19 protein-coding genes are annotated in these 26,570 nt (G+C 72.8%); 8 read left to right on the top strand and 11 right to left on the bottom strand.

Features of this window, described 5'->3' with window-relative positions:
• Positions 1-48: 48 nt before the first annotated feature.
• Positions 49-696 (bottom strand): mycothiol-dependent nitroreductase Rv2466c family protein, encoded by a 648-nt coding sequence (locus OG332_RS15505; RefSeq protein ID WP_327414030.1) that lies wholly within the window; start codon positions 694-696, stop codon positions 49-51.
• 139 nt (positions 697-835) lie between these two features.
• Here OG332_RS15505 and pepN (OG332_RS15510) point away from each other — a divergent pair, with 139 nt between their 5' ends.
• Positions 836-3,394, top strand: a complete 2,559-nt coding sequence (pepN, locus tag OG332_RS15510; RefSeq protein WP_327414031.1) for an aminopeptidase N — start codon at positions 836-838, stop codon at positions 3,392-3,394.
• A gap of 275 nt (positions 3,395-3,669) precedes the next feature.
• Positions 3,670-4,632 (top strand): hypothetical protein, encoded by a 963-nt coding sequence (locus OG332_RS15515; protein ID WP_327414032.1) that lies wholly within the window; start codon positions 3,670-3,672, stop codon positions 4,630-4,632.
• Here the strand turns inward: OG332_RS15515 and OG332_RS15520 are convergent.
• Entirely contained in the window at positions 4,608-5,501 is an 894-nt protein-coding gene (locus OG332_RS15520; protein ID WP_327414033.1) for a pyridoxamine 5'-phosphate oxidase family protein, read from the bottom strand. The genes OG332_RS15515 and OG332_RS15520 overlap by 25 nt on opposite strands.
• Entirely contained in the window at positions 5,501-5,959 is a 459-nt protein-coding gene (locus OG332_RS15525) for a VOC family protein (protein ID WP_327414034.1), read from the bottom strand. Before OG332_RS15525 ends, OG332_RS15520 begins: the two co-directional genes overlap by 1 nt.
• 133 nt (positions 5,960-6,092) lie before the next feature.
• Between OG332_RS15525 and OG332_RS15530 the strand changes: the two genes are divergently transcribed.
• The 3 genes from OG332_RS15530 (at position 6,093) to OG332_RS15540 (ending at position 11,942) form a co-directional block, all read left to right on the top strand.
• On the top strand, positions 6,093-6,653 hold the full coding sequence (locus OG332_RS15530) for a CGNR zinc finger domain-containing protein (RefSeq protein ID WP_327414035.1): 561 nt from the start codon (positions 6,093-6,095) through the stop codon (positions 6,651-6,653).
• A gap of 273 nt (positions 6,654-6,926) precedes the next feature.
• Positions 6,927-10,250: a S8 family serine peptidase gene (locus OG332_RS15535; protein WP_327414036.1), complete on the top strand. Its 3,324-nt coding sequence runs from the start codon at positions 6,927-6,929 to the stop codon at positions 10,248-10,250.
• Positions 10,251-10,910: 660 nt separating this feature from the next.
• Complete coding sequence (locus OG332_RS15540; protein WP_327414037.1) at positions 10,911-11,942, top strand: aspartate-semialdehyde dehydrogenase; 1,032 nt, start codon at positions 10,911-10,913, stop codon at positions 11,940-11,942.
• A 58-nt stretch (positions 11,943-12,000) separates the two neighbouring features.
• On the opposite strand, the gene OG332_RS15545 is transcribed toward OG332_RS15540, so the two are convergent.
• A complete protein-coding gene (locus OG332_RS15545; RefSeq protein WP_327414038.1) occupies positions 12,001-12,501 on the bottom strand; it encodes a DUF1203 domain-containing protein in 501 nt (166 codons plus the stop codon).
• A 139-nt stretch (positions 12,502-12,640) separates the two neighbouring features.
• Here OG332_RS15545 and pepN (OG332_RS15550) point away from each other — a divergent pair, with 139 nt between their 5' ends.
• Entirely contained in the window at positions 12,641-15,235 is a 2,595-nt protein-coding gene (pepN, locus tag OG332_RS15550) for an aminopeptidase N (protein ID WP_327414039.1), read from the top strand.
• Between the two features lie 242 nt (positions 15,236-15,477).
• Here the strand turns inward: pepN (OG332_RS15550) and OG332_RS15555 are convergent, their stop codons facing one another.
• The 4 genes from OG332_RS15555 to OG332_RS15570 are packed head-to-tail and all read right to left on the bottom strand — an operon-like array spanning position 15,478 to position 19,664.
• Complete coding sequence (locus OG332_RS15555) at positions 15,478-16,377, bottom strand: LysR family transcriptional regulator (RefSeq protein ID WP_327414040.1); 900 nt, start codon at positions 16,375-16,377, stop codon at positions 15,478-15,480.
• Between the two features lie 10 nt (positions 16,378-16,387).
• Positions 16,388-17,317 (bottom strand): DMT family transporter, encoded by a 930-nt coding sequence (locus OG332_RS15560; protein ID WP_327414041.1) that lies wholly within the window; start codon positions 17,315-17,317, stop codon positions 16,388-16,390.
• 53 nt (positions 17,318-17,370) lie between these two features.
• The gene (locus tag OG332_RS15565) at positions 17,371-18,303 is read right to left on the bottom strand and encodes an EamA family transporter (protein WP_327414042.1); all 933 of its coding nucleotides are present in this window, start codon (positions 18,301-18,303) and stop codon (positions 17,371-17,373) included.
• 50 nt (positions 18,304-18,353) lie between these two features.
• A complete protein-coding gene (locus OG332_RS15570; RefSeq protein ID WP_327414043.1) occupies positions 18,354-19,664 on the bottom strand; it encodes an MFS transporter in 1,311 nt (436 codons plus the stop codon).
• A 50-nt stretch (positions 19,665-19,714) separates the two neighbouring features.
• Between OG332_RS15570 and OG332_RS15575 the strand changes: the two genes are divergently transcribed.
• Entirely contained in the window at positions 19,715-20,128 is a 414-nt protein-coding gene (locus tag OG332_RS15575) for a MarR family winged helix-turn-helix transcriptional regulator (RefSeq protein ID WP_327414044.1), read from the top strand.
• A gap of 126 nt (positions 20,129-20,254) precedes the next feature.
• On the opposite strand, the gene OG332_RS15580 is transcribed toward OG332_RS15575, so the two are convergent.
• Together OG332_RS15580 and OG332_RS15585 are read right to left on the bottom strand one after the other, a co-directional pair.
• Positions 20,255-20,494, bottom strand: a complete 240-nt coding sequence (locus OG332_RS15580) for a hypothetical protein (RefSeq protein WP_327414045.1) — start codon at positions 20,492-20,494, stop codon at positions 20,255-20,257.
• A 20-nt stretch (positions 20,495-20,514) separates the two neighbouring features.
• The gene (locus OG332_RS15585) at positions 20,515-22,551 is read right to left on the bottom strand and encodes a 4-alpha-glucanotransferase (protein ID WP_327414046.1); all 2,037 of its coding nucleotides are present in this window, start codon (positions 22,549-22,551) and stop codon (positions 20,515-20,517) included.
• A 201-nt stretch (positions 22,552-22,752) separates the two neighbouring features.
• Between OG332_RS15585 and OG332_RS15590 the strand changes: the two genes are divergently transcribed.
• The gene (locus tag OG332_RS15590) at positions 22,753-25,755 is read left to right on the top strand and encodes a beta-N-acetylglucosaminidase domain-containing protein (RefSeq protein WP_327414047.1); all 3,003 of its coding nucleotides are present in this window, start codon (positions 22,753-22,755) and stop codon (positions 25,753-25,755) included.
• Between the two features lie 75 nt (positions 25,756-25,830).
• On the opposite strand, the gene OG332_RS15595 is transcribed toward OG332_RS15590, so the two are convergent.
• Entirely contained in the window at positions 25,831-26,367 is a 537-nt protein-coding gene (locus OG332_RS15595; protein ID WP_189737015.1) for an HNH endonuclease, read from the bottom strand.
• Between the last annotated feature and the right edge of the window lie 203 nt (positions 26,368-26,570).

Raw genomic sequence — 26,570 nt, forward strand, 5'->3', positions numbered from 1 at the left:
ACGTGACTCGCGGGGGTCTTCCGTGCGTCCGGCGCCTACCGGTACGGACTACTCGAAGGACGGGCCCTTCGTACGGGTCCGCTTGATCTCGTAGAAACCTGGCGTGGAGGCGACGAGCAGGGTGCCGTCCCACAGCCGGGCCGCGGCGTCGCCGCGCGGGGTCGGGGTGACGACCGGACCGAAGAAGGCGACGTCGTCGCCCTCGGCGCCCGGAACCGAGATCACCGGGGTGCCGACCTCCTGGCCCACGCGGTCGATCCCGTCGTTGTGGGAGGCCCGCAGCACCTCGTCGTACTCGTCCGAGTCGGCGTACGCCAGCAGCTCGGCCGGCAGGCCGACCTCGGCCAGCGCCTCGGCGATCACCTCGCGGGTCGGGCCCTTCTCGTCGTTGTGGATGCGGGTGCCGAGCGCGGTGTAGAGCTTGCCGGTGATCTCCTCACCGTGCTTCTGCTGGGCGGCTATGACCACGCGGACCGGAGCCCAGCCCTTGGGGCCGAGGAGCTCGCGGTAGACCTCGGGCAGTTCGTCGAGCTTGTTCTCATTGAGGACGGCGAGGCTCATCACGTGCCAGCGCACCTCGACGTCGCGGACCTTCTCGACCTCGACCATCCAACGGGACGTCATCCAGGCCCAAGGGCAGAGCGGGTCGAACCAGAAGTCGACCGGGGTCTTCTCGCGCACCTGGGTCTCGGTCATGTCTCTCCTCGGTCTCGTCCCAGTCAAAAAAAGGGCATCACTGGCGCATGTTCTCCGTGGCCAACCAGTACGCCGTCGCACGCATTCCCCTCGTGCGAGGATTCGACGCAAGAACGCGATCACGCACGAAGGAGTGCACGTGCCCGGTGAGAATCTGTCCCGCGACGAGGCCCGCGAGCGGGCCGAGCTGCTGTCCGTCGACGGGTACGAGGTGGTCCTCGACATCAGGTCCGCGGTGGACGAGGCCGAACCGGCCGAGGGCCCCCGGACCTTCCGCTCGGTGACGACGATCCGCTTCCGGGCCGCGGGCGCCGGCGGCTCCACGTTCGCGGACCTGATCGCCCCCTCGGTGAACGCCGTGGCCCTGAACGGGCGGGCGCTGGACGTGGCCGCCGTCTTCGACGGGGCGCGGATCACCCTGGACGGGCTGGACGCCGAGAACGTCCTGGTGGTCGACGCGAACTGCGCGTACAGCCGGACCGGCGAGGGCCTCCACCGCTTCGTGGACCCGGAGGACGGCGAGGTCTACCTCTACACCCAGTACGAGCCGGCCGACGCGCGGCGGGTGTACGCGAACTTCGAGCAGCCGGACCTGAAGGCGCCGTACCGCTTCGAGGTGGCCGCCCCCGAGGGCTGGCAGGTGTGGAGCAACGGCGCGGAGGAGTCGCGCGAGGCCGGGGTCTGGCGGTTCGCCGAGACCCAGCCGATCTCCACGTACATCACGTGCGTGGTGGCGGGCCCCTACCACTACGTCACGGACACCTACACGCGCGGGGACCTGACCATCCCGCTGGGCGCGATGTGCCGCAAGGGCCTGGCGAAGCACTTCGACGCGGACGACGTCTTCCTGGTCACCAAGCAGGGCTTCGACCTCTTCCACGAGATCTTCGACTACCCGTACCCCTTCGGGAAGTACGACCAGGCCTTCGTGCCGGAGTACAACCTGGGCGCGATGGAGAACCCGGGGATGGTGACCTTCCGGGAGGAGTACATCTTCCGCGGCAAGGTCACGCAGGCCTCGTACGAGCGGCGCGCGAACGTCATCCTGCACGAGATGGCGCACATGTGGTTCGGCGACCTCGTCACCATGAAGTGGTGGGACGACCTGTGGCTGAAGGAGTCCTTCGCGGACTTCATGGGCTCCTTCGGACTCGTCGAGGCCACCCGCTTCGACCAGGCGTGGGTCACCTTCGCCAACAGCCGCAAGGCGTGGGCCTACCGCGCCGACCAGCTGCCGTCCACGCACCCGATCACGGCCGACATCCGTGACCTGGAGGACGCGAAGCTGAACTTCGACGGCATCACCTACGCCAAGGGCGCGGCGGTGCTGAAGCAGCTCGTCGCCTACGTGGGCCGGGAGGCGTTCCTGGAGGGCGCGCGGCGCTACTTCAAGGCCAACGCGTACGGGAACACCACCCTGGACGACCTGCTCTCGGTCCTCGCGGAGGTCTCCGGGCGGGACATGGCCGAGTGGTCGCGGGCCTGGCTGCAGACGGCCGGCGTGAACGTGCTCACCCCGGTGGTGACGTACGACGCCGTCGGGCGCGTGACGGAGCTGGCGGTCGTCCAGGAGGGCGACGAACTGCGGCCGCACCGGGTCGCGGTGGGCCTGTACCGGCTGGAGTCCGACGGGACCCTGGTCCGTTACGCGCGGGCCGGGGCGGACGTGTCGGGCGCGCGCACCGTGATCGCGGAGCTGGCGGGCGCGGAACGGCCCGACCTGGTCCTGGTCAACGACGAGGACCTCACCTACTGCAAGATCCGCTTCGACGAGGGCTCGCTGACCACCCTGCGGGCCCACCTGGGCGACCTGACGGACCCCCTCGCCCGGGCCCTGAGCTGGTCGGCCCTGTGGAACCTGACGCGGGACGGCCTGATGCCGGCGCGCGACTTCGTCTCGCTGGTCCTGGCCCACGCGGGCCGCGAGACCGACGTCGGCGTCCTGCAGATGCTGCACGCGCAGGCCCTGACCTCGGTCACCCACTACGCGGCACCGGACTGGCGCGAACAGGGCGGCCGGGAGCTGGCGGCGGGCGCGCTGCACGAACTGCGGCTGGCGGCGCCGGGGTCGGAGCACCAGCTGACCTGGGCCCGCTTCTTCGCGGCGAGCGCGGCGACGGAGGGCGACTTCCAGCTGCTGCTCGGGCTGCTGGACGGCTCGGCGCAGATCGACGGGCTGGACGTGGACCAGGAGCTGCGCTGGGACTTCCTGCTGCCGCTGGCCTCGCACGGGGCGGTGGACGAGACGGTGCTCACCGCCGAACTGGCGCGGGACGACACGGCGTCGGGCAAGCGGCACCAGGTGCGGTGCCTGGCGGCGCGGCCGTCGGAGGCCGTGAAGGACCAGGCGTGGGCGGCGGTCGTCGAATCGGACGCGCTGTCCAACGCACTGGTGGAGGCGACGATCGCGGGCATGCAGCAGTCTTCGCAGCGGGGCCTGCTGGCGGCATACGCGGGGCGGTACTTCGAGGTGATCGAGCGGGTGTGGGCGGACCGGTCGATCCAGATCGCGATGGACGTGGTGAAGGGGCTGTACCCCGCGCTCCAGGACTCCGAGTCCACCGTCTCGGCGACGGACGCCTGGCTGTCGGCCCATGCCGATGCGGCCCCTGCGCTGCGCCGCCTGGTCCTGGAGTCCCGGGACGACCTGGCCCGAGCCCTGCGCGCCCAGCGCTGCGACGCGGCGGCCGCCGGCTAGCCCGCGGCGCCGTTGTCGGGGACTCCGCCCCCGAACCCCCGCTCCTCGAACGCCGGCCACATCCAGCCTCGCCGGCGTTCGAGGCGCGGGGTCCGGGGCGGAGCCCCAGCAGCGCAGCCGCGCCCGGGCACCCGCAGCGTGCCCGTGCCGGGTCCCCCGGGCGGCGCCGCACATCGGCAGTCGAACGCCCGTACTTTAGCCCCAGCTTGTCCCGATTTGCCGACGAGCATGTAACAGGGGTTAGCAAGGCCGTGGCCCGAGGGAATCACCGCGTCATGAACCACAACGCACCCCTCCCCCTCGCCCACCTCACCGGCAGCCGCCCCCGCGTGCTGACCCTCGCCCAGCTGCGCGAGCACGGCGTCACCGCCTCCGACGCCGCCGAGCGGCCCTGGCAGCAGATCCTGCCGGGGGTGTTCCTGCTCCACTCCGGGCCCGCGACCAGCGAGGAGCGCCTGCACGCCGCGCTGCTGTACGCGGGACGGCGCGGGGCGGGCGAGGCCATGATCACCGGGCTGGCGGCGCTCGCCCTGTACCGGTTCGCCTCCGCGCCCGCGCTGCTCGCCCTCTCGCACATCGACGTGCTGGTGCCCGGGACCCGGCGACTGCGCTCCACCGGGGACGTGCGGATCGTGCGCGCGCACACCCCGCCGCGCTCCCAGGAGGTGACCGGCCTGCCGGTCGCTCCCGTCGCGCGGGCCGTCGCCGACGCCGTCGCGCAGCTCTCCGACGCCGGCACCGTACGCCGTCTGCTCAGCGAGGCCGTCCGCGGCGGGCACTGTGAACCGGCCGCCGTCGTAAGGGAGCTGACGGTGGCCCGGCTGCTGAACCGGCCGCACGTGGTCGACGCGGTCGAGTCGCTCCTCGCCGAGGGGCGCGCCATCGCCGAGGACCGGCTGTACCACCTCGTACGGGGCTACGAGCTGCCCGAGCCCGTGTGGAACGTGGACCTGCGGCTGCCCGGCGGCCCGCACCTCGGCGGGGTGGACGCGTTCTGGCCCGAGCAGTCCGTGGCCCTGGAGATCGACACGCGCGCCCCGCGCCAGGGCGAGGACGAGGAGTGGTCGGAGTCCGTCCGCAAGCGGGAGACGCTGGAGCGGCTCGGGGTGACCGTCATCCACATCACCCCGCGCAAGCTCCGCGACTGGCCCGAGCAGCAGGCCGCGGTCGTCCGGACCGCCCTGACGGCGCCCGGCGACCGCGAGCCCGCCGCCTATCTGGTGGTGCTCCCCAGGTGAGGCGAGTACTCCGGGGTGCTCCAGAGCAGCCGCCCCGGATGCAGGCCCTCCACCACCGACTCCACCCGGAAGCGGGTGCGGCGGCTCCCGTCGGCCCCGAACTCGGTCTCGGCCCGGCCGCTCAACTGGAGGACCGCCCCGCTCTCCCAGTCCGGGAAGAGCAGCCCCGCCCGCGGGTCGGCCGTCAGGTTCCCCAGGGTCAGGAACATGGCGTTGCCCGCGTAGTCCGGCCAGGCCAGCTCGGTGGGCGAGAGCACCTCGACGAAGCCGGGCAGCCCGCCGCGGTGACTGGCGTCGACTCCGTCCGCCTCCGCGGTGGTGGCGACGAAGAAGGTGTCGGCGGCGCGGACGGCCCGTTCCTGGCCGGGGGTGAGAGCGGACCCGCGCCACAGGACGCCGGCTCCTTGCGCGGCGAGCTCCAGGGGCTGCCGTTTCTGCAGGTACTTGGGGCAGTTGGCGAAGACCTGCTCGGCCCGGACCGCGAATCCGCGACCGGTCGTCTCCAGGGTCCCGTTCAGCCTCATCCGGCGCCGGGTGCGCGGGTCGAGCGCGATGGTGCCGACCCGGGTCCCGTCCGTGGCCAGCGCGCCTGCGAGCGGATCACCGGCCGGCAGTCCGCCGGCGACCGTGATCCGGTCCGGCCCGGTGGCCCGTACGAAGCCCGGCGGACCGGTGAACAGGGAGGCCCACATCCGCCCCGCGGCGTCGGCCGCGCCGACGACGAGGTGCGGCTGGAGCCCGAGGAAGGCCGCGGCGACGTCCCGGACTCCCGTGCCGATCGAGCGGCCGACGTGCTCGGCGAGCTCCCGCACACCGACCCGCTCCTGCACGGCCAGCGCGCCCCAGTGGTACGCCTGTGCCCCGGACATCAGAAGAAGCCGCAGGTCGGTGCGGATTCCACGGGGGCGGGTGCGCCCTCGGCCCCGGCCGGTACGGAGATCTCCAGGCGGGTCCCGTCGGGGTCGTGGAAGAAGATGCCGCCGGACGCCGCCCCCTCGCCGTGGGCGACGACGCCCTCGTACGCGAACGCGACGCCCAGGTCGCGCAGTCGCGCCTCGTACCCCCGCACCTCCTCGATCGCACCGGCGGAGAACGCCAGGTGGTGCAGTCCGGCCGCGGTCGGGACGTACGCCCCGTCGGCCTGCTCCCACGGGGCGAGGACGAGCTCGCCGTCCTGGCCGAGGAAGGCGAAGCGGCGGTCCTCCTCCTTGCCCTCACCCAGTACCTGGAAGTCGAGGGCGTCCCGGTAGAAGGCGAGCGAACGGTCCAGATCGGTCACGTTGAGGCCCACGTGTCCGGTGCGGAGCCTGCTGATGGCGGTCGTCATGACGGGTCCTTCCCCGAAAGCGGCATGCGAAGATTTCTAACCTTCTAAATCGAGATTACGGGTTAGACCGAGAGGCGTCAACCGTTCACGTACTCTTGAGGGGTTAGCGACCTGACCAGGAGACGAGACGGACATGACGGCGGCGGACCCACGACCCCTGACCGGGGAGCCGGTCGCGCTCGACCTGCTCAACACCCGCTGGGTGATCGACGGCGAGCCGCAGGACCTCTTCGCCGGGGCGGCGGGGCTGACCCGGGTGCAGGGGCTCGCGGTCTGGCTGGAGAGCACCGGCCTGGCCGGCCGCTTCCGCGCCGACGCCGCGACCCTCGTCCACCTGCTGACCGCGCGCGAGGCGCTGGCCCGCGCGGTCGCGGACCCGGCCGACGAGAGCGCCCGTACGCTGGTCGACGCCGTGCTGGAACACGGGCGGATCCGTGCCACCCTGACCGCCGAGGGCCCGGGCGAGCGCGCCGAGTTCGACGACCCGACCTGGGGTCCGGCCTGGACGGCGGCCCGGGACTACCTGGAACTGCTGGGCTCCGCGCCCGAGCGGATCCGCAAGTGCGCGTCCGAGACGTGCGTCCTGCACTTCCACGACGTCTCGCGCAACGGCACCCGGCGCTGGTGCTCGATGGCCGCCTGCGGAAACCGGGCGAAGGCCTCGCGCCACTACGCGCGCACGCGCGAGCGCTGAGCGGGCGAAATCTGTCACACCCGAACCGGGGCGCGATCGCGCTCCGGCACTGACGCATGGCCACCAAGTCGATAAATCAACTCTCCAGCCCCTGAGGTTCGCACCACTGTGCCCCGGTACGGCCGCGCTGGCGCATATCCCGCGCTGGCGAGAGTCCGCCATGACAGGTCTCGGTCAATGACAACTCTCCCCAAAGAGCTGTCGCGTGAGGAAAGCTGACCGGTCATCCGGCACCGAAATCCGGACCGTATCTTTCACTTACCAGGGATGCTGATGACCCTCGAATCCCCCAGCTCCATACCCGGGGCCAGACGCGTCGCCCGCGTCGCGGCCGCGGCCGGCCTGGTCGCCGCCCTCGCGGCCACCGGCGCCGGGCCCGTGTTCGCGGCGACCGGCGCGGACACCCCGGGCACCACGCCGGCGGTCAAGTCCGCCGACCAGAAGCTCGGTTCGGCCGACGCCGAGCTGCTCCAGGAGGCCAAGGCCAAGGGTGACGCGAACGTCACCGTCATGGTCGCGACCGCCCCCGGCCAGACCAAGCAGGTGGCCGAACAGCTCGACGCCGTGCAGGGCGCCTCGGTGGGCCAGACGTACGACAACCTCGGTTACGTCCGCGCCACCCTGCCCACCGGCAAGGCGGAGGCCGCGCTGAAGGCGGCCGCCAAGCTGTCCTCGGTGCACGGAATCGACCTGCGGCACGAGATCCAGCTGCCGGACCCCCGTCCCGACGCCAAGGGCGAGTCGGGCGCGGTCAAGAAGACCGCCGCCGAGACGTACGCGGCGCCGGACAAGAACACCCCGGCGAAGAACCCGTACAACCCGTCCTTCGAGACGGGCGCGGTCGATTTCGTCAAGAACAACCCGCAGGCCGACGGCCGCGGCGTGACCATCGGCATCATGGACTCGGGCGTCGACCTCGGCCACCCGGCCCTGCAGAAGACCACCACCGGCGAGCGCAAGATCGTCGACTGGGTGACGGCCACCGACCCGATCACCGACGGCGACGCCACCTGGCGCGCCCAGATCACCCCGGTCACCTCCGCCGGCGGCACCTTCGCCGCGGGCGGCCAGAGCTGGAAGGCCCCCGAGGGCACCTTCCAGTGGAGCCGGTTCAGCGAGTCGATCACCGCCAACGGCGACATGAAGGGCGACGCCAACCGGGACGGGGACACCACCGACCGGTTCGGCCTGCTCTACGACGTCGCCGCCGGCACCGTCCGCGTCGACACCGACCAGGACGGCGACTTCACGAACAACGAGCCGATGAAGCCGTACAAGGACGGCTACCAGATCGGCTACTTCGGCACGGACAACCCGGCGACCGACGTCGCCGAGCGCATCCCGTTCGTGATCGAGATCCGCAAGGACGTCCCGATGGACCCGCTGGGCGGTGACTGGGTCGGCAAGAAGGCCGACTTCGTCAACGTCGGCATCATCGAGTCCGAGCACGGCACGCACGTCGCCGGCATCACCGCCGCCAACAGCCTCTTCGGCGGCAAGATGAACGGCGAGGCGCCCGGCGCGAAGCTCGTCTCCTCGCGCGCCTGCTCCTGGTCCGGCGGCTGCACCAACATCGCGCTGACCGAGGGCATGATCGACCTGGTCGTCAACCGCGGCGTGGACATCGTCAACATGTCCATCGGCGGTCTGCCGGCGCTGAACGACGGCAACAACGCCCGCTCCGAGCTCTACAAGAACCTCATCGACACCTACGGTGTCCAGCTCGTCATCTCGGCGGGCAACGAGGGCCCCGGTGTCAACACCATCGGCGACCCCGGCCTCGCGGACAAGGTCATCTCCGTGGGCGCCGCGGTCTCCAAGGAGACCTGGGCGGCCAACTACGGCTCCGGCGTGGCCAAGAAGTACAACATGTTCCCCTTCTCCTCGCGCGGTCCGCGTGAGGACGGCGGCTTCACGCCGACCATCACCGCCCCCGGCGCGGCCATCAACACCATCCAGACCTGGCTGCCCGGCGCGCCCGTGAAGGAGGCCGGCTACACCCTGCCGGCCGGTTACGGCATGCTCCAGGGCACCTCGATGTCCTCGCCGCAGGCGGCGGGCGCCAGCGCCCTGCTGATCTCGGCCGCCAAGCAGCAGAACATCAAGCTGACCCCGGCGAGCCTGCGCGTGGCGCTCACCAGCACCGCGAAGAAGATCGACGACGTCCCGGCGCACGCCCAGGGCTCCGGCCTGATCAACGTCCCCGGCGCGTGGGAGTCCATCCAGCGCGACGCGAAGGCCAACGAGTTCACCGTCAAGGCGCCGGTCGACACCGCGATCGACCAGTTCCTGAAGACCCCGGGCTTCGGCACCGGCCTCTACGACCGCGAGGGCGGCCTCAAGGTCGGCCAGAAGAAGGTCTACAACGTCGTCGTCACCCGCACCACGGGCGTGAAGTACGGCACCCGGCACAACCTGAGCTGGCGCAACAACGACGGCACCTTCAAGGTCATCGGCGGCTACGACTACGTCACCCTGCCGCTGAACAAGCCCGTCACCATCAAGGTCGAGGCCAAGGCCACGTCGGGCGGCGTCCACAGCGGCATCCTGCAGCTGGACGACGAGACCACCGAGGGCATCGACAAGCAGATCCTGACGACCGTCGTCGCGGCCAGCCCGCTGACCGCGCCGTCGTTCACGCTCTCGGACACCTCCTCCGTGCAGCGCAACAGCCACAAGTCGTACTTCGTCACCGTGCCGCAGGGCGCGAAGACGCTGGAGGTCGCCCTCGGCGGTCTCCAGCCGGGCAGCCAGACGCGCTTCATCTCGATCCACCCGTACGGTGTGGGTGTCGAGGACAGCGCGACCACCCAGTGCTACCCGAACTACGACAACCCGGCCAACACCTGCCGCCCCGACCTGCGCTCGTACGCCGAGCCGCAGCCGGGCGTCTGGGAGATCGAGGTCGAGTCGCGCCGTACGTCGCCGCTGCTCGACAACCCGTTCAAGCTGGACGTCTCCGTCCTCGGCGCGGGCTTCGATCCGGCGGTCAAGGTCCTCCCCGAGGTCAAGCAGGGCACCCCGGCGCCGGTCCAGTGGACCGTCAAGAACGACGCCGCGGCCATCTCCGGCGGCAAGCTCAAGGGCGGCCCGCTCGGCTCCGCGAAGGTCGCCAAGCCGACCATCGCGAACGGTGAGACCCAGACCTCCGAGGTCACGATCGGCGAGGGCGTCTCCCGCCTCGACGTCGCCATCGGCAAGGTCTCCGACACCGGTGCGGACCTCGACCTCGAGGTCTACAAGGACGGCGTCAAGGTCGGCTCCTCCGCCGACGGCGACTCCGAGGAGGCCGTGAGCCTGGTCAACCCGGCCGCGGGCACCTACAGCGTCAAGGTCATCGGCTACGCGGTCCCGGCCGGCACCACCACGTACGACTACCGCGACGTGTACTTCTCGGCCGCCCTGGGCTCCGTCCAGGTCGACGAGGCCGCCGCGGTGAACCTCGCCAACGGCGCCTCGGCGTCCGTCTCGGCGAACGTCCTGGTCAACAGCGCGGCCCCCGAGGGCCGGCAGTTCTTCGGCCAGGTCCAGCTGCTCAACGCCCGCGGCACCGCCGCCGGCACCGGCAGCGTGCAGATCGAGAAGGTCCTCCCGTAACCCGGTAGGAACCCGAGACGACAGCGGGGGCGGTGCTCGTACGAGCACCGCCCCCGCCTGTTTCCCCCGGCCCGCTACGGGCCTACGCGCCCAGCGAGCGCAGCGACTCGGCGTAGGTGCCGACCGCGTGCGCGATCACGTCCAGGTTGGTGTCGAAGACCTTGGGGTCCCGGTTCTTCAGGTTGTCGCCCGCCCCGTGGTGGTTCGGGTCGTACGGGGCCCCGCGGAGCCTTCTTCAGCGTGTCGTGCACGTAGGCGGCGGAGGCCGCGTGGCCGGGCGTACCGGCGGCGCGGTTGCCGCCGTTGGCGTCGGCGATCTGCTGGAACTCGCCAGGTGGCGGTGGGCCCCGCGGGCGGCGAGCGCCGGTATGAACCGGCGGCGGTGGCGGATGGCGCGCACGGTGGATCTCCCCGAGCCGGATGTTCGTTCTGCGGTCGGCCGTGTCCGGAATACGGGTCATGACAGATCGGACGTCAACCGGCTCTGACCTGGCAAAACGGATGTTCAGAGGCCCTGCAACACGCCTGCCGCGGACTCGTCACACGCGTTCACGTTCAGGACACCGTCCGTTCCTCGGACAATGGATTGGACAAGGCTCGTGGGGTCGAACGCATGATGGCTCCACGCGCGCCCGCGTCGTACGTACCAAAGGAGTCACCGTGAGGGTCGGAATCGTCGGAGCCACCGGACAGGTCGGCGGAGTCATGCGCGGCATCCTCGCCGAGCGGAAGTTCCCGGTGGACGAGCTGCGGCTGTTCGCCTCGGCCCGCTCCGCGGGCTCCACCGTGGAGTGGGAGGGACGGGAGATCACCATCGAGGACGCGTCCACGGCCGACTACTCGGGCCTGGACATCGTGCTCTTCTCCGCGGGCGGCGCCACCTCCAAGGCCCTGGCCGAGAAGGTCGCCTCGCAGGGCGCCGTCGTGATCGACAACTCCTCCGCCTGGCGCAAGGACCCCGAGGTCCCCCTCGTCGTCTCCGAGGTCAACCCGCACGCGATCAAGAACCGCCCCAAGGGCATCATCGCGAACCCGAACTGCACCACCATGGCCGCGATGCCGGTGCTGCGCCCGCTGCACGACGAGGCCGGCCTGTCCGCGCTGATCGCCACCACCTACCAGGCCGTGTCCGGCTCGGGCCTGGCCGGCGTCGCCGAGCTGCGCACCCAGGCCTGCGCGGTCTCCGAGGCCGCCGACCAGCTGACCTTCGACGGCGGCGCGGTGGACTTCCCGGAGTCGGCCGTCTACAAGCGCCCCATCGCCTACAACGTCGTCCCGCTCGCGGGCTCGATCGTCGACGACGGCTCCTTCGAGACCGACGAGGAGCAGAAGCTCCGCAACGAGTCCCGCAAGATCCTGGAGATCCCGGAGCTCAAGGTCTCGGGCACCTGCGTGCGCGTGCCGGTCTTCTCCGGCCACTCCCTCCAGATCAACGCCCGCTTCGACCGCCCGATCAGCGTCGAGCGCGCCTACGAGCTCCTCCAGGACGCCCCGGGCGTCGAGCTGTCGGAGATCCCGACCCCCCTCCAGGCCGCCGGCAAGGACGCCTCGTACGTGGGCCGCATCCGCTCCGACGAGACGGTGGAGAACGGCCTCGCGCTGTTCCTCTCGAACGACAACCTCCGCAAGGGCGCGGCCCTGAACGCGGTCCAGATCGCGGAGCTCGTCGCGGAGGAGCTCCGCCAGGGCTGATCCCGGCGCGCGTACGGCTGGGGGGCGGGTGCCGGACGGCACCCGCCCCTCCCGCCCGTCACGGCCTGCGCACCTCGAACAGGAAGCAGCCGAACTCGGCGGCGCGCACGTGCACGAGGGCCACCTCGGGGTCGTCGAAGGCCTCGTCGAGGGCCTGCTCGATCAGCCCGCCGGGATCTGCGCCGAGGTCCAGGACCCGTCCGCCGAGGATGTGCCCGCGGGCGTCGTACCGCCGGAGCGTGCGCTGCGCGCCGGGCCGGGCGAACGGGTAGCCCCGACCGTCCGGCGGCCCGCCGCAGTCCTCGGCGTGGACGAAGACGGGCCCCTGCTCGTCGTAAGCACCCGGATCCACCCCCGTGGCGGCGGCCCAGCGCCGCAGCGGTGCGTACGAGACGAGCGCGATCAGCTCACCGGCCGTGCCGGGCCGCAGGCAGCACCGCAGCGGCGCCCCGCCCTCGTCGTCGGTGTACGGGACGCAGTCCCGGCCAGCGTCGTCGCGGTCGCGGAGCTCCTTGAGCGCCGCCTCTTCGATGGGCCTCGCCCGGTATGTGCTGTTCATACCCCTCAGCATGGCGCAGCCGAAAGCCGCAGTCCGGCAGGTTTCCGACCCCGTGTTCGCCGGTGGATTACTCCGCGCCGGTGACGCTCCCCGCATGGAAGGATGACGGGGCAACGTCACCATCAAAGGAGATGACCGCGTGCCAGGCACGAATCTCACCCGTGAAGAGGCTCAGCAGCGGGCGAAGCTGCTCACCGTCGACTCCTACGAGATCGAACTCGATCTCAGCGGAGCGCAGGAGGGTGGCACCTACTCGTCCGTGACCACCGTGCGCTTCCAGTCGGCCGAGGCCGGGGCCGAGACCTTCATCGACCTGGTCGCACCGGCCGTGCACGAGGTCGTCCTCAACGGCAGGTCGCTGGATGTAGCGGCGGTCTTCCGGGACTCCCGGATCGCACTCGACCACCTGGCGGCCGGGGCCAACGAGCTCCGGGTCGTCGCGGACTGCGCGTACACGAACACCGGTGAGGGCCTGCACCGCTTCGTGGACCCGGTCGACCAGCAGGCCTACCTCTACACCCAGTTCGAGGTGCCGGACGCGCGGCGGGTCTTCGCCAGCTTCGAGCAGCCCGACCTGAAGGCCACGTTCCAGTTCACCGTGACGGCCCCCGAGGGCTGGACGGTCATCTCGAACTCCCCGACGCCTGATGCCGCCGACGTCAAGGACAACGTCTGGCGCTTCGAGCCGACCCCGCGCATCTCCTCGTACATCACGGCGCTCATCGTCGGCCCGTACCACGCGGTGCACAGCTCGTACGAGGGCAAGGACGGCCAGTCCGTGCCGCTCGGCATCTACTGCCGGCCCTCGCTCGCCGAGTTCCTCGACGCGGACGCGATCTTCGACGTGACCCGGCAGGGCTTCGACTGGTTCCAGGAGAAGTTCGCCTACGACTACCCCTTCGCCAAGTACGACCAGCTCTTCGTCCCCGAGTTCAACGCGGGCGCCATGGAGAACGCGGGCGCGGTCACCATCCGCGACCAGTACGTCTTCCGCTCGAAGGTGACGGACGCGGCGTACGAGGTGCGCGCGGAGACGATCCTCCACGAGCTCGCACACATGTGGTTCGGCGACCTGGTCACCATGGAGTGGTGGAACGACCTGTGGCTGAACGAGTCCTTCGCGACGTACACGTCGATCGCCTGCCAGGCATACGCCGAGGGCTCGAAGTGGCCGCACGCGTGGACCACGTTCGCCAACTCCATGAAGACGTGGGCGTACCGGCAGGACCAGCTGCCGTCCACGCACCCGATCATGGCGGACATCCGTGACCTCGACGACGTCATGGTCAACTTCGACGGCATCACGTACGCCAAGGGCGCCTCGGTGCTCAAGCAGCTCGTCGCCTACGTCGGCATGGACGCCTTCTTCAAGGGCGTGCAGGCGTACTTCAAGGCGCACGCCTTCGGGAACACGCGCCTGTCCGACCTGCTGGGCGCCCTGGAGGAGACCTCCGGCCGCGACCTGACCGCCTGGTCGAAGGCATGGCTGGAGACGGCCGGCATCAACATCCTGCGCCCGGAGATCACCACCGGCGCGGACGGCCTGATCACCGCCTTCGGCATCCGCCAGGAGGCGCCCGCGCTGCCCGCCGGCGCCAAGGGCGAGTCCACCCTGCGCCCGCACCGGATCGCGGTCGGCCTGTACGAGCTCCAGGACGGCGCCCTCGTGCGCACCGACCGGATCGAGCTGGACATCGACGGCGCGCTCACCACGGTGCCGGAGCTCGTCGGCCGGGCCCGCCCGGCGGTCGTCCTGCTGAACGACGACGACCTGTCGTACGCGAAGGTCCGCCTCGACGAGGAGTCCCTCGCCACGGTCACGGCGCACATCGGCGACTTCGCGGAGTCCCTGCCGCGCGCGCTGTGCTGGGCCTCCGCCTGGGACATGACGCGGGACGGCGAGCTCGCCACCCGCGACTACCTCGCGCTGGTCCTCTCGGGCATCGGCAAGGAGTCCGACATCGGCGTCGTCCAGTCGCTGCACCGCCAGGTGAAGCTGGCCGTGGACCTGTACGCCGACCCGGCGTGGCGGGAGCAGGGCCTGGCGGCCTGGACCGAGGCCACGCTGGAGCACCTGCGTGCGGCGGCGCCGGGCAGCGACCACCAGCTGGCGTGGGCGCGGGCCTTCGCGGCCACGGCCCGTACCGAGGGGCAGCTGACCTACCTGTCGGCGCTGCTCGACGGCGCGGCGGAGATCGAGGGCCTGGCCGTCGACACCGAGCTGCGGTGGACGTTCCTGGAGCGGCTCGCCGCGACGGGCGTCGCCGAGGAGGCGGCCATCGCGGCGGAGCTGGACCGGGACCCCACTGCGGCCGGTGAGCGCCACGCGGCGACCGCGCGGGCGGCGCGGCCGACGGCGGAGGCCAAGGCTCAGGCGTGGGCCTCGGTGGTGGAGTCCGCGGACCTCCCCAACGCCGTGCAGGAGGCCGTGATCGGCGGCTTCGTCCAGACCGACCAGCGCGAGCTGCTGGCCCCGTACACCGCGAAGTACTTCGCGGCGGTCAAGGAGGTCTGGGACACCCGCAGCCACGAGATCGCCCAGCAGATCGCGGTGGGCCTGTACCCGACGCTCCAGGTCTCTGCGGACACCCTGGACGCGACGGACGCGTGGCTGGCCTCGGCCGAGCCGAACGCGGCCCTGCGCCGCCTGGTCTCGGAGTCCCGCGCGGGCGTCGAGCGCGCGCTGAAGGCCCAGGCGGCCGACGCCGCCGCTGCCGCTGCCGCTCAGGTCTAAGGGCCCCCGGGCTCTGCCCGCACCCGCGGAAGCAGCGCCTCCCGCGGGTGCGGCGCCCCCGCCGGGGCTCCGCCCCGGACCCCGCTCCTCAAACGCCGGAGGGGCTGGAACATCCAGCCCGCCCGGCGTTTGAGGGCACGGGCGCGCAGCGCACGTACGGGGTCCGGGCGGCGCCCGGGGAAACGGTGAAAGGGCGGGGCGGGGAGACGGCTCCGCGCAGCGGCCCACCCGCCGGCCCGCGCTCAGCGTCCCGCGGCCACGGCGCGCAGGGCGGCCAGGACGTGGGACAGGGCGGGCGCGGATTCGGCGCCCCGGCGGACCGCCGCGATCACGTGCCGCGTCGGCCGGTCCCGCGACAGGACCCGCACCGCCACGCCCGAGGCCCGGCTCGACACCATGCGCGGGACCAGCGCCACCCCCATCCCCGCCTCGACCATGGCCAGGATCGCCGTCCAGCCGGAGGCCGAGTGCGCCTGCTCCGGGACGAAGCCCGCCGCCTCGCACGCGGTGCGGGTGATCTCCGACCAGGGGCCGCTGCCCCCGTAGATCCACCGGTCGCCGGACAGGTCCGCCAGCCGCAGGCCGGCCGCGGCCGCCAGCGGATGCCCCGGCGGGAGCGCCACGTCCAGCGGGTCCTCCAGGAGCGTCATCCGGGTGAACCGGGCGTCCCGCGCGGTCGGCGCATGGGCCGCCAGCGACAGCGCCAAGTCGACGCCCCCGGCCGACAGGAGCTCGTACGACTCCGCCGCCTCGGCCTCCCGGACCCGTACCTCCACCCCCGGACGGGTCTTGCGCAGCGCCGCCACCGCCGGGACCACGAGCGCCGGCACGGCCGTGGAGAAGGCGCCGACCCGCACCTCTCCCGCGTCCCCGGCCAGATAGCCGGCCAGCTCCGCGTCGGCTGCCTCCAGCTGTGCGAACACCGCCTCCGCGTGCCGCAGGACGAGGTGGGCCGCGTCGGTGAGGCGGACCCGCCGGCCCTCGGCCTCCAGCAGGGTCACCCCCAGCTGCCGGGCGAGGTTCGTCAGCTGCTGCGAAACGGCCGAGGGCGTCATGTGCAGCGCCTCGGCCGTCGCGGTCACGGTCCCCTGTTCGGCGAGGGCCCGCAGGATCCGCAGCTTCTTGATGTCCCACTCGGTCATGGGCCCGAACCTACCGCCGGGCACCGAGCCCGACACCGCCCAGGATCAGCGCCATGCAGAGCAGCTGCGCGGGTCCGGTCTGCTCGCCCAGCAGCAGGAAGCCGAGCCCCGCCACGCACACCGGCTGGAGGTAGTAGACGACTCCGGCGCGGGCCGCCCCGATGATCGAGATCGCCTTGTTCCAGGCGAAGAAGGCGACGGCCGAGGAGAACACCCCGACGTACAGCAGCGGGCCGACGGTCCCGGTGGTGACCTCGAAGCCGCCCTGGACGGAGACGGAGACGGCGTAGACGGGTGCCAGCATCAGCGCGCCGAGGACGAAGGTGGTGATCAGGAAGGCGAGTCCGCCCAGTTCGGCGGGCTTGCGCCGCAGCAGGGCGCTGTACGTGGCGAAGGAGAGGGCGGCGCCGAACATCCACAGGTCGCCGGCGCCGAAGTCGAATCCGAGGGAGCCGTCACCGACGAGCAGCAGCACGCCGAAGGCGGCGAGCAGCATTCCGAAGGTCCGCCGGGGGCCGAGCCGTTCGCCTCCGAGGCGGGCGTAGAGCGCCATGATGACGGGCGAGGCAGCCATGATCATGCCCATGTTGGAGGCGGAGGTGGTCAGTCCGGCCTGGTGCACGAGCGTGTTGTAGAGGGCGACGCCGAACAGCGAGGCGAGGGCGATGTAGCCGAAGTGCCGCCGGATCAGGGCCCGCTGCTGCCAGGCCTGGCGGGCGGCGAAGGGGGCGACGGCGATCAGGGCGATGATCCAGCGCCAGAACACCGCCTGGACGGGCGGGACGGTGTCGGCCATTCCCCGGGTGGCCACGAAGCTGCCGGACCAGACGACCGTCGCGGTCAGGGCGAGGAGGACGCCGAGTCCGGCGGAGCCCTTCTTCCCCGTGCTGCCGGGCTCGGCGTGCGCATCGGTACGGACGCGGTCGCGGTCGCGGTCCATGACGGCCACTGTGTGTCTCCCCCTCGGAGTCGGTCTGGCTCTTTGTCGTCGGACTACCGTCGCACCCGCTCATCGGTCAGGTCCATCGAAATGTTTTGATCGCTCTGTTCAGTAGAACTGAACGGTCGGGGCGTGCGGGCGGCCGCCTGCTGACCGGCGATAGTCGCTCCGAAGGCGATCGCCATGCCCGCGAGCTGTACGGGCGACAGCGCCTGGCCGAGGGCGGCCCAGCCGATGACGGCGGCGGTGAGCGGGGAGAGCGGTCCGAGCAGCGTGACCGAGGTGGCGGTGAGCTGTCCGATGCCGCGGAACCAGAGCCAGTACGCGATACCGGTGTTGATCAGCATCATGTAGCCGTAGCCGAGGAAGGCCTGGCCGTCGAGTGCGGGCGGGGCTCCCTCGACGAGGGCGGCGACCGGGATGATGAACAGCCCGCCCGCCGTGAGCTGCCAGCCGGTCATCGCCAGCGGTCCGACGCCTTCGGGGCGGCCCCAGCGCTTGGTCATGACGGTGCCCGCGCCCATCGAGGCGGAGGAGATCACACCGGCGATGACGCCGACGGCGTCGAGTCCCGCCTCGGCGGTGAGGACGACCATGCTCACGCCGAACGCCCCCACGACGGCCGCCAGTACGGTGCGCAGGCTCGCCCGCTCCCCGAGGGCGAGGGCGGCGAGTCCTACGACGAACAGCGGGCCGGCAGCGCCCAGTACGGCGGCGACACCGCCGGGGAGCCGGTAGGCGGAGAGGAAGAGGAGCGGGAAGAAGGCGCCGATGTTGAGGATGCCGAGGACCGCGGACTTCCACCACCACTCGCCCTTGGGCAGGGTGCGGGCCAGGGCGGTCAGCAGCAGGCCGGCGGGCAGGGCCCGCATGACCCCGGTGAACAGCGGCCGGTCGGGCGGCAGCAGTTCGGTGGCCACGGCGTAGGTGGAGCCCCAGGAGATGGGGGCGAGGGCGGTCAGGGCGACGGTGGCGAAGCGCTTCACGGCGGGTGGCTCCTCGATCGGGTGAGGAAGGCAGGACCGGGCGGGACGGCTCAGGCGACGGCGGCCGGCCAGCGCTCAGGGGCCGCCCCGCTCCCGGCGGCGGCGACCGGCGGCTCGGCGTGCACGGCCTCGGCCGGCAGGTGCCGCTCCAGCCGGACCAGTGCCAGGGCGGCGCCGAGTGCGGCGACGGTGAGGACGGCCCAGGGCAGGCGGCCGTCGACGGTGAGCAGGCCGGTGAAGAGGGAGGGGGCGAGCGCGCTGGCGAGCGAGTAGGACAGCTGGTAGGTGGCCAGGTACCGGCCGCGGACGGCCTCGGGGGCAGCGGAGACCGACAGGGCGCCACCGGAGGGGCTGTGCACGAGTTCGCCGAGGGTGTAGACGACGACGATGACCAGCAGGGCGACCAGGGTCACGGTCTGGCCGGGGCGCAGCGTGCCGAGGACGATCTGTGCGACGAAGGCGGCGGCGAAGAGCAGGGCTCCGAGGGCTGCCGCGCGGGTGCGGCGGGCGCCGGAGCGGCGGACGCGGCCCGCGATCAGCACGCCGATCCCGGCGCACAGGACGGTGTTGACGGTGAAGGCGGCTCCGGTGAGGGAGTCGGGGGCCGCCAGCCAGGTGGAGAGGTAGAGCGGGAAGAGGACGGAGAGGGCGGAGTAGCCGAGCGCGGTGAGGAAGTTGGCGGCGGTGAGTCCGAGGAAGGGGCGGTCGCGCAGGACCATCCGGTACCCGGCGGCCGCCCGCCTGGCGGAGCCGGCCGCGGCCTCGCGGAGCGGGCGGACCCGGCTGACGAGCAGTCCGGCGAGGGCGAAGGCCAGGGAGTTGCCCCAGGCGGTGTACGTGAATCCGCCGGTCCCCCACAGCGCCAGCACTCCGGAGACGAGCAGGGCGCCCGCACCCATCCCGGCGTTCTGCAGGGCCCGGGTGGACGCCTGGAGCCGGTCGCGGGCGGCGCCCCGCGCCACCTCGCCGATCAGGGACTGCTGGACGACACCGAAGGAGCGCTCGGCGAGCGCGGTGACGAGGGCGACGGCCGCGAAGGCGGGCAGGGAGCTCGCGAAGGGGTAGAGGGCGAAGCCGAGCGCCCGGATCCCGTAGAGCACCAGGTTGACCTTCTTGGCGCCGAAGCGGTCGACGGCAGAGCCTGCCAGCGGCATGAACGCCAGCCCGGCCAGCCCGGTGACCGTCATGACCAGGCCGACGAGGGTGAGGGAGAGGCCGGTGACGTGGTGGAAGAAGACGAGCGAGAACGGGATGTACATGCCGATCCCGATCGCACTGATGCCGATGCCGAGGAGCAGCGACCGCTCCCCCGCGACCTTCGCCTCCCCGGCTGTCGCTGTCCTGCTCCTGAACACTGCCATGACGGCCTCTCCCCAGGTTCGCCGTTCGCCCCGACCTGGACACGGCCCCCATGGCCGTCTTCGGACGCATCTACCGGATCGCCAAGGCCATGGGCGACGCGATGGAAGAGCGCTACTCGCGCTTCGGCATCTCGCGCGGGGAGTTCGACGTCGTCGCCACGCTGCGCCGTTCGGGCGCCCCGTACACGCTCTCGCCCCGCCAGCTCTCGGCCACGCTCATGCTCACCACGGGCGGCATGACCGGGCGGCTGGACAAGCTGGAGAAGGCCGGGCTGCTCTGCCGCAAGCCCGATCCGCACGACCGGCGGGGGCTCCAGGTGACGATCACCGACCGCGGCCTCGCACTCATCGACGAGGCGGTCGCCGCCGGCCTGGAGGTGCAGCGCGACGCGCTGACCGGGCTGAGCGACGAGGAGGTCGACGTACTCACCGGCCTGCTGCGCAAGCTGCTGGCCGGCATCTGAGACATCTGAGGGGTCCGAGGACACGGCAAGGCGCCGGGGGTCGCCACACGGCCGAGACGAATCGACGGTGCGGACCCCCGGCGCCCGGAAAGTCCTGCGGTCCCGACCCCGCGGGGTCGGACCTGCTCAGGCCTGCTTCTGCTGCCTGTCCGACTTGTCGAGGACCATCACGAGACCCGCGATGACCAGGAACAGCACGATCGGCAGGGCCACGTACAGGCCGAGCGTCGCGCCGACGCTCAGGCCCGGCCCCGGGTCGTCACCGTCGTCGCGGGTCAGCGCGAGGGCGGGAGACGTCATCAGCAGCATCATCAGCGTCGTTCCGGCCGTGACGGCGCCGGCGCGCAGAGCGTTCTTCTTGTCCACGGTGCAAACGTAGCGAACACCTAAACGGGGCGCGCGCCCGGGGGTGCCGTACGAGGTCGCACGCCCTCTGCCAGCGCCCCCAGCAGGGCGTTCGCCCGGGGCGAGGCGACCAGCTCCTCCAGCGTCAGCGGCCGCCCCCCGGCATCGGCCACCGGAAGCCGCCAATTGGGGTACTGGTCCCAGGTGCCGGGCAGGTTCTGCGGCCGCCGGTCCCCCACCGCGTCCGGCAGCCATACGCCGACCAGCCGCGCCGGGGTGCGCAGCAGGAACTCGTACAGGGCCCGTACGGCGGCCTCCTCGCCCTTGGTCTCCAGGCCGAGCCGGTCCAGCAGGTCCAGCCACTCGGCGGTGTCGGCGGCGTCCTCGGCCCGTTCCTGCGCGGCCGGGCGGGTCAGCAGGCCGAGCCGGTCGCGCAGTTCCACATGCGCCCCGGCGAGCTTGGCTGCCGTGGGCGGCAGGTCGTGGGTGGTGGCGGTGGCCAGGCAGTCGGCCCGCCAGGCCTGCGGCGGTAGCGGGCTCCCGGTGCCGGCCCAGTCCCGTTCGAACCAGAGCACCGAGGTGCCGAGCACCCCGCGCCGGGCCAGCTCCTGACGGACCCGCGGCTCCACCGTCCCTAGGTCCTCGCCGATGACCAGGGCGCCGGCCCGGTACGCCTCCAGGACGAGGATCGCCAGCATGGCCTCGCCGTCGTAGCAGACGTACGTGCCTTCGGCGGGCGGGGTCCCCTCCGGGATCCACCACAGCCGGAACAGGCCCATGACGTGGTCGATCCGCAGCGCGCCGGCGTAGCTGAACACCCCGCGCAGCAGCGACCGGAAGGGGGCGTAGGCGGTGGCGGCCAGCACGTCGGGGCGCCACGGCGGCAGCCCCCAGTCCTGGCCGCGCGCATTGAAGGCGTCCGGCGGGGCGCCGACGGAGATGGACCGGGCGTAGCAGGGCGACCCGAAGACGTCGGAGCCCTGCGGGTGCACCCCGACGGCGAGGTCGTGCACGATGCCGACCGCCATGCCCGCCTCCCGGGCGGCCCGCTGGGCGGCGGCGAGCTGGCCGTCCGTCAGCCAGACCAGCCAGCGGTGGAAGTCGCCGCGCTCCTGCGGGTCCTCCCCCGCGTGCCCGGCGCACCAGGCGGCGTGCACGTCCAGCGGAGCGCCCTGCTCGGCGAGGAACGCGCGGTAGGCGGCCTCGCGTTCGGGCGTGCGCGGGACGGCGTACAGCAGCTCCAGGGCCTGCCGCTTGAGGTCCCACACGGCGTCCCGGTCGATGAGCGCGCCCTTCTCCAGCACCTCGCGGCGCAGCTCCCCGCCGCGGGCGGCGAGCTCGTCGAGGGCCTGGCGGTCGGGGCAGTCGGCGTACTCCGGGACGTCCGCGATCCGCAGGTGGACCGGGTCCGGGAAGCGGCGCGAGGACGGCCGGTACGGGGAGGGGTCGGTCGGGGTACCGGGCACGGCCGCGTGCAGCGGGTTGACCTGGATGAAGCCGGCGCCGTGCGTGCGGCCGGCCCAGCGGGCGAGCGCCGCGAGGTCGCCGAGGTCGCCCATGCCCCAGGAGCGCTCCGAGAGCAGGGAGTAGAGCTGGACGAGCAGCCCGTGGGTCCGCTCGGGCGCGGCCGGGGCCCGCTCCGGGGCCACGACCAGGGTGGCCTCGGCGGTCCGCCCGTCGGGGGCCTCGGCGGTCACCCGGTGGACCCCGAGGGGCAGGGCGGGGCTCCACGGCACGTGCTCGCCGGTGTCCTCCAGCGCCACCCGGAGCCGGGTCCCGGGCGGCAGCACGGCCAGGGCGGGCGGCTGCGCGGCGCCGGCGGGGTCCCCCCGCCAGTGCACCAGGGTCGGCGGCAGCAGCCGTGCGGCCTGCTCCCGCTCGGCCTCGCGGGCCCCCTCCCGCACGCCGTCGGGGGTGTCGAGGACCGCCCCCAGCAGCCCGAGGACCGCCTTGACGGTGGCCTGCGGCACCGGGACGGTGACGTCCGCGGCGGGCCGGTAGTCGGTGGCGACGCCGTACTGGGCAGCGAGCCGGGCCAGGTCGTCCATCTGCGGGCGCTCCTTCGTGCGTGCGGGCATGAGGGCATGAGGATGTGTCAGAAGAGTGGTGCACAGAGGTCGGACGCCGCCGGGGAACACCGCGTCCATACCCACTCGGAGGCACCGCATTCCTGCCACATCCGGGGCAGATCACCCACTCACATTGACACTCCGGCCGCACGGATGGTGGGCTCGGGCTCATTCGTACGAGTGGGTGACGTCTCGGGACGAGGAGGCTCTGTGCAGCTCAGGGGCAGGAGGCGGACCACCGCCGCCGCCGTGGCGGTGATCGGCACGCTGCTGGGCGGCGCCGTGTCCGCCGCGCCACCCGGGTCCCTCGCGGGGCCCTCCGCACCGGACGGGCCGACGCGCACGCCGTCACCCGGAGCCGCCTCCGCAGCCACCCCCGCAGGGGCCGTGCTCGACCCGGGCGCCGACATTCCCCGGGCGGCCTCCGAGGGGCCCGCCGTGTGGCCGCGGCCGCAGTCGATGACCGCCGATCCGGCGCGCGAGGTGCCGCTGGGCACGGAGGCCGTGCTGGTGGCGCCGGCCGACACCGATCCGTACGCGCTCCAGGTGGTGCGGGACGCCCTGCGCCGGGCGGGCGTACGCACCCTCCACGAGCCTGCTCCGGGGGCGCCGGTGCCCGCGCGGGGCACCGTCATACGGCTCGACGACGCGGGTGCGGAGCAGGCATTGCGGGCACTGGGCGCGGCCGCGGCCGCGGACCTGCCGGACGGGGGCTACCGGCTGGCGGTGGGGCGGCCCGGCGGCCGGGACACGATCGCGCTGGCCGGCGTAGGGGAAGCGGGGCTGTTCCACGCGGCACAGACGCTGCGTCAGCTGCTCGCGGCGGGCGGCGGGAAGGCGCCCGGGGTCCTGGTGCGCGACTGGCCGATCGCGCCGGTGCGCGGGATCACCGAGGGCTTCTACGGGCAGCCGTGGACCAGCGAACAGCGCCTCGCCCAACTGGACTTCATGGGCCGCACCAAGCAGAACCGGCTGCTGGTCGCGCCCGGGGACGACCCGTACCGGACGACGGGCTGGCGCACGGACTACCCGCAGGCGCAGCAGGAGGAGTTCCGCGCGCTGGCCGAACGGGCCCGCGCCAACCGGGTGGTCCTGGCCTGGGCGGTCGCCCCCGGCCAGTCGATGTGCCTGTCCTCGGCGGCCGACCGGGCGGCGCTCGCACGCAAGCTGGACGCGATGTGGGACCTCGGCTTCCGCGCCTTCCAGGTGCAGTTCCAGGACGTCAGCTACTCGGAATGGGGCTGCGGCGCGGACCGGCAGCGGTACGGGAAGGGCCCGGCGGCGGCCGCCAAGGCGCACGCGGAGGTCGCGAACGAGCTGGCCGCGCACCTGGCCGCCCGGTATCCGGGCGCGCCCGCGCTGTCGCTGCTGCCGACGGAGTACTACCAGGAGGGCGCCACCGCCTACCGGACGGCCCTGGCGGGCACGCTGGAACCGCGGGTGCAGGTGGCCTGGACGGGCGTGGGCGTGGTGCCGCGCACGATCACGGGGAACGAAGTGGCCGGGGCGCGCTCCGTGCTGGGGCACCCGCTGGTCACCATGGACAACTACCCGGTGAACGACTGGGATCCGGGCCGGATCTTCCTCGGCCCGTACGCCGGCCGCGAGCCGGCGGTGGCGGGCGGTTCGGCGGCGCTGCTGGCCAACGCGATGCCGCAGGGCACCCTGTCCCGGATCCCGCTCTTCACTGCGGCGGACTTCGCGTGGAACCCGCGCGGTTACCGGGCCGCGGAGTCCTGGGCGGCGGCGGTGCGCGATCTGGCGGGCGCCGACCCGCGGACCCGGGAGGCGGTGGCGGCGCTGGCCGGGAACACCGTGTCGTCGGGTCTGAAGCAGGAGGAGTCGGCCTATCTGAAGCCGCTGGTCGAGCAGTTCTGGAAGGCCCGCGCCGCGGGCGATCCGGCGGCCGGGGCCGAGCTGCGCAAGGCGTTCACGGTCCTGCGCGAGGCCCCCGGCCGGCTGCCGGCCCTGTCGGACGAGGCGGGGCCCTGGCTGGAGCGGCTGGCACGCTACGGAACGGCCGGCGAACTGGCCGTGGACGTCCTCCAGGCCCAGGCCCGCGGGGACGGGGCCGCCGCCTGGCAGGCCTCCCGGGCCCTGGCCGAGGCCCGCAAGGCACTTGCGGAACAGGGGACGGCCCGGGTGGACAAGGCCGTCCTGGAGCCCTTCCTGACGAAGGCGGCGGCGGAGGCGGACGCCTGGACCGGCGTCGCCCGCACCACGGGCACGGTGACGAAGGAGCCGGAGGCCTGGACGGTCTGGCTGGATGCCGCGCGCCCGGTGTCGGCGGTGACCGTGATGACGGAGCCGTTCCCGGCGGGGGCGCGGGGCGCGGCGGTGGAGGCGCACCTACCGGGCGAGGGCTGGCGCAAGGTCGCCGACGCCGCGGCCTCGGGCTGGACCCAGGTGGACACGGCCGGGCTGAGCGCGGACGCCGTACGGCTGTCCTGGGCCGGAACGGGCGCCGCACCCGTGGTGCACCAGGTGGTCCCGTGGTTCGGGGACGGCCCGCGGGCCCGCTTCGAGCTGACGGACGGGGCCGCGGCCGACGCCGAGATCGGCGGCGCCCCGCGGCGGGTCTCGGCGCAGCTGTCCGCGCTGGGCCCCGGCGAGGTCCGCGGGCCGCTGTCGGCGCGTCCGCCGGCGGGCATCGAGGTCCGCCTCCCGGCGGCCGCGGTGGCGCCGCGCGGCGGGCAGGTGTCGATCCCGCTGGAGGTCGTGGTGGCGCCGACCACCGCGCCCGGCACCTACCAGGTCCCGGTCGCCTTCGACGGCGAGACGCGGATCCTGACCGTACGGGCCGTGCCCCGCACCGGCGGCCCGGACCTGCTGCGCACCGCGCGGGCGAGCTCCTCGGCGGACGAGACGCGCGATTTCCCGGCCTCGGCCGCCGTGGACGGCTCCGCGGCCACCCGCTGGTCCTCACCGCCGGTGGACGGAGCGTGGTGGCAGGCACAGCTGCCCGCTCCGGCCCGGGTCGGCCGGCTGGAGTTGCACTGGCAGGACGCGTACCCGTCCGCCTACCGGGTGGAGACCTCCGCGGACGGCGTCACCTGGCGCCGGGAGGCGACCGTCACGGCCTCGGCGGGCGGGCGCGAATCCCTGCGTCTGGACGCGCCCGACACCCGCTTCCTGCGCATCACGTGCGACCGCCGCGCCACCCGCTACGGCTGCTCCCTCTGGTCGGCGGAGGCCTACGCGGTCACGCCGTAGCCTCGCCGGGCCGCGGCCGGCGAACGGGCGCAACCCGGCGGGGTACGGCTGCGGAGCCCCCGGGCAGGGGGCCCGTCACGACGCGGCGACCCCGATGCGCTCCAGCGCGTCCTCGGCCCCGTACGGCTGGAGGTACGGCATCCAACGGGGGTCCCGGTGCCCCGTCCCGATGATCCGCCAGGCCAGCCCGGAGGGAGGCGCCGGCTGGTGCCGCAGGCGCCAGCCCAGCTCCAACAGGTGCCGGTCGGCCTTGACGTGGTTGCAGCGGCGGCACGCGGCGACGACGTTGTCCCAGGCGTGCTGCCCGCCCCGGCTGCGCGGGATGACGTGGTCGACGCTGGTGGCGACGGCGCCGCAGTACATGCAGCGGCCGCCGTCCCGCGCGAACAGGGCGCGCCGGGTGAGTGGAACGGGCCCCCGGTAGGGGACCCGCACGAAGCGCTTGAGCCGTACCACGCTGGGAGCGGGGACGACCCTCGTCGCGCTGTGCAGATAGGCGCCGGATTCCTCCAGGGAGACCGCTTTGTTCTCCAGGACGAGGACGAGCGCGCGGCGGAGCGGTACGACGCCGAGGGGCTCGTACGACGCATTGAGGACCAGGACGTGCGGCACGGACTGCCTCCTTGTACGTCGGCGGCGCGTGGCTCGCGCCGGGACGATCTGCTCTCCAGTCTCTCCTTACGGCTGGTCGAAGCGCCACCACGCGCCCGTAACGGGTCCGAGGTGTTTTCAACCACAGTCAGTCATCCCCAGGTGAGTCTGGTCTCTCCCTCGAACACGGCACCAAGGTGAAGGGATTGCCCCGTTAGTGTGGT

It is taken from the genome of Streptomyces sp. NBC_01233, from assembly GCF_035989305.1.
Lineage (GTDB): Bacteria > Actinomycetota > Actinomycetes > Streptomycetales > Streptomycetaceae > Streptomyces.

Bases quoted from the DNA above. Each gene is read 5' to 3' on its own strand.
- OG332_RS15505 (WP_327414030.1), bottom strand. From the start codon at position 696: ATGACCGAGACCCAGGTGCGCGAGAAGACCCCGGTCGACTTCTGGTTC.
- OG332_RS15515 (WP_327414032.1), top strand. From the start codon at position 3,670: ATGAACCACAACGCACCCCTCCCCCTCGCCCACCTCACCGGCAGCCGC.
- OG332_RS15520 (WP_327414033.1), bottom strand. From the start codon at position 5,501: ATGTCCGGGGCACAGGCGTACCACTGGGGCGCGCTGGCCGTGCAGGAG.
- OG332_RS15525 (WP_327414034.1), bottom strand. From the start codon at position 5,959: ATGACGACCGCCATCAGCAGGCTCCGCACCGGACACGTGGGCCTCAAC.
- OG332_RS15530 (WP_327414035.1), top strand. From the start codon at position 6,093: ATGACGGCGGCGGACCCACGACCCCTGACCGGGGAGCCGGTCGCGCTC.
- OG332_RS15535 (WP_327414036.1), top strand. From the start codon at position 6,927: ATGACCCTCGAATCCCCCAGCTCCATACCCGGGGCCAGACGCGTCGCC.
- OG332_RS15545 (WP_327414038.1), bottom strand. From the start codon at position 12,501: ATGAACAGCACATACCGGGCGAGGCCCATCGAAGAGGCGGCGCTCAAG.
- OG332_RS15555 (WP_327414040.1), bottom strand. From the start codon at position 16,377: ATGACCGAGTGGGACATCAAGAAGCTGCGGATCCTGCGGGCCCTCGCC.
- OG332_RS15560 (WP_327414041.1), bottom strand. From the start codon at position 17,317: ATGGACCGCGACCGCGACCGCGTCCGTACCGATGCGCACGCCGAGCCC.
- OG332_RS15570 (WP_327414043.1), bottom strand. From the start codon at position 19,664: ATGGCAGTGTTCAGGAGCAGGACAGCGACAGCCGGGGAGGCGAAGGTC.
- OG332_RS15575 (WP_327414044.1), top strand. From the start codon at position 19,715: ATGGCCGTCTTCGGACGCATCTACCGGATCGCCAAGGCCATGGGCGAC.
- OG332_RS15585 (WP_327414046.1), bottom strand. From the start codon at position 22,551: ATGCCCGCACGCACGAAGGAGCGCCCGCAGATGGACGACCTGGCCCGG.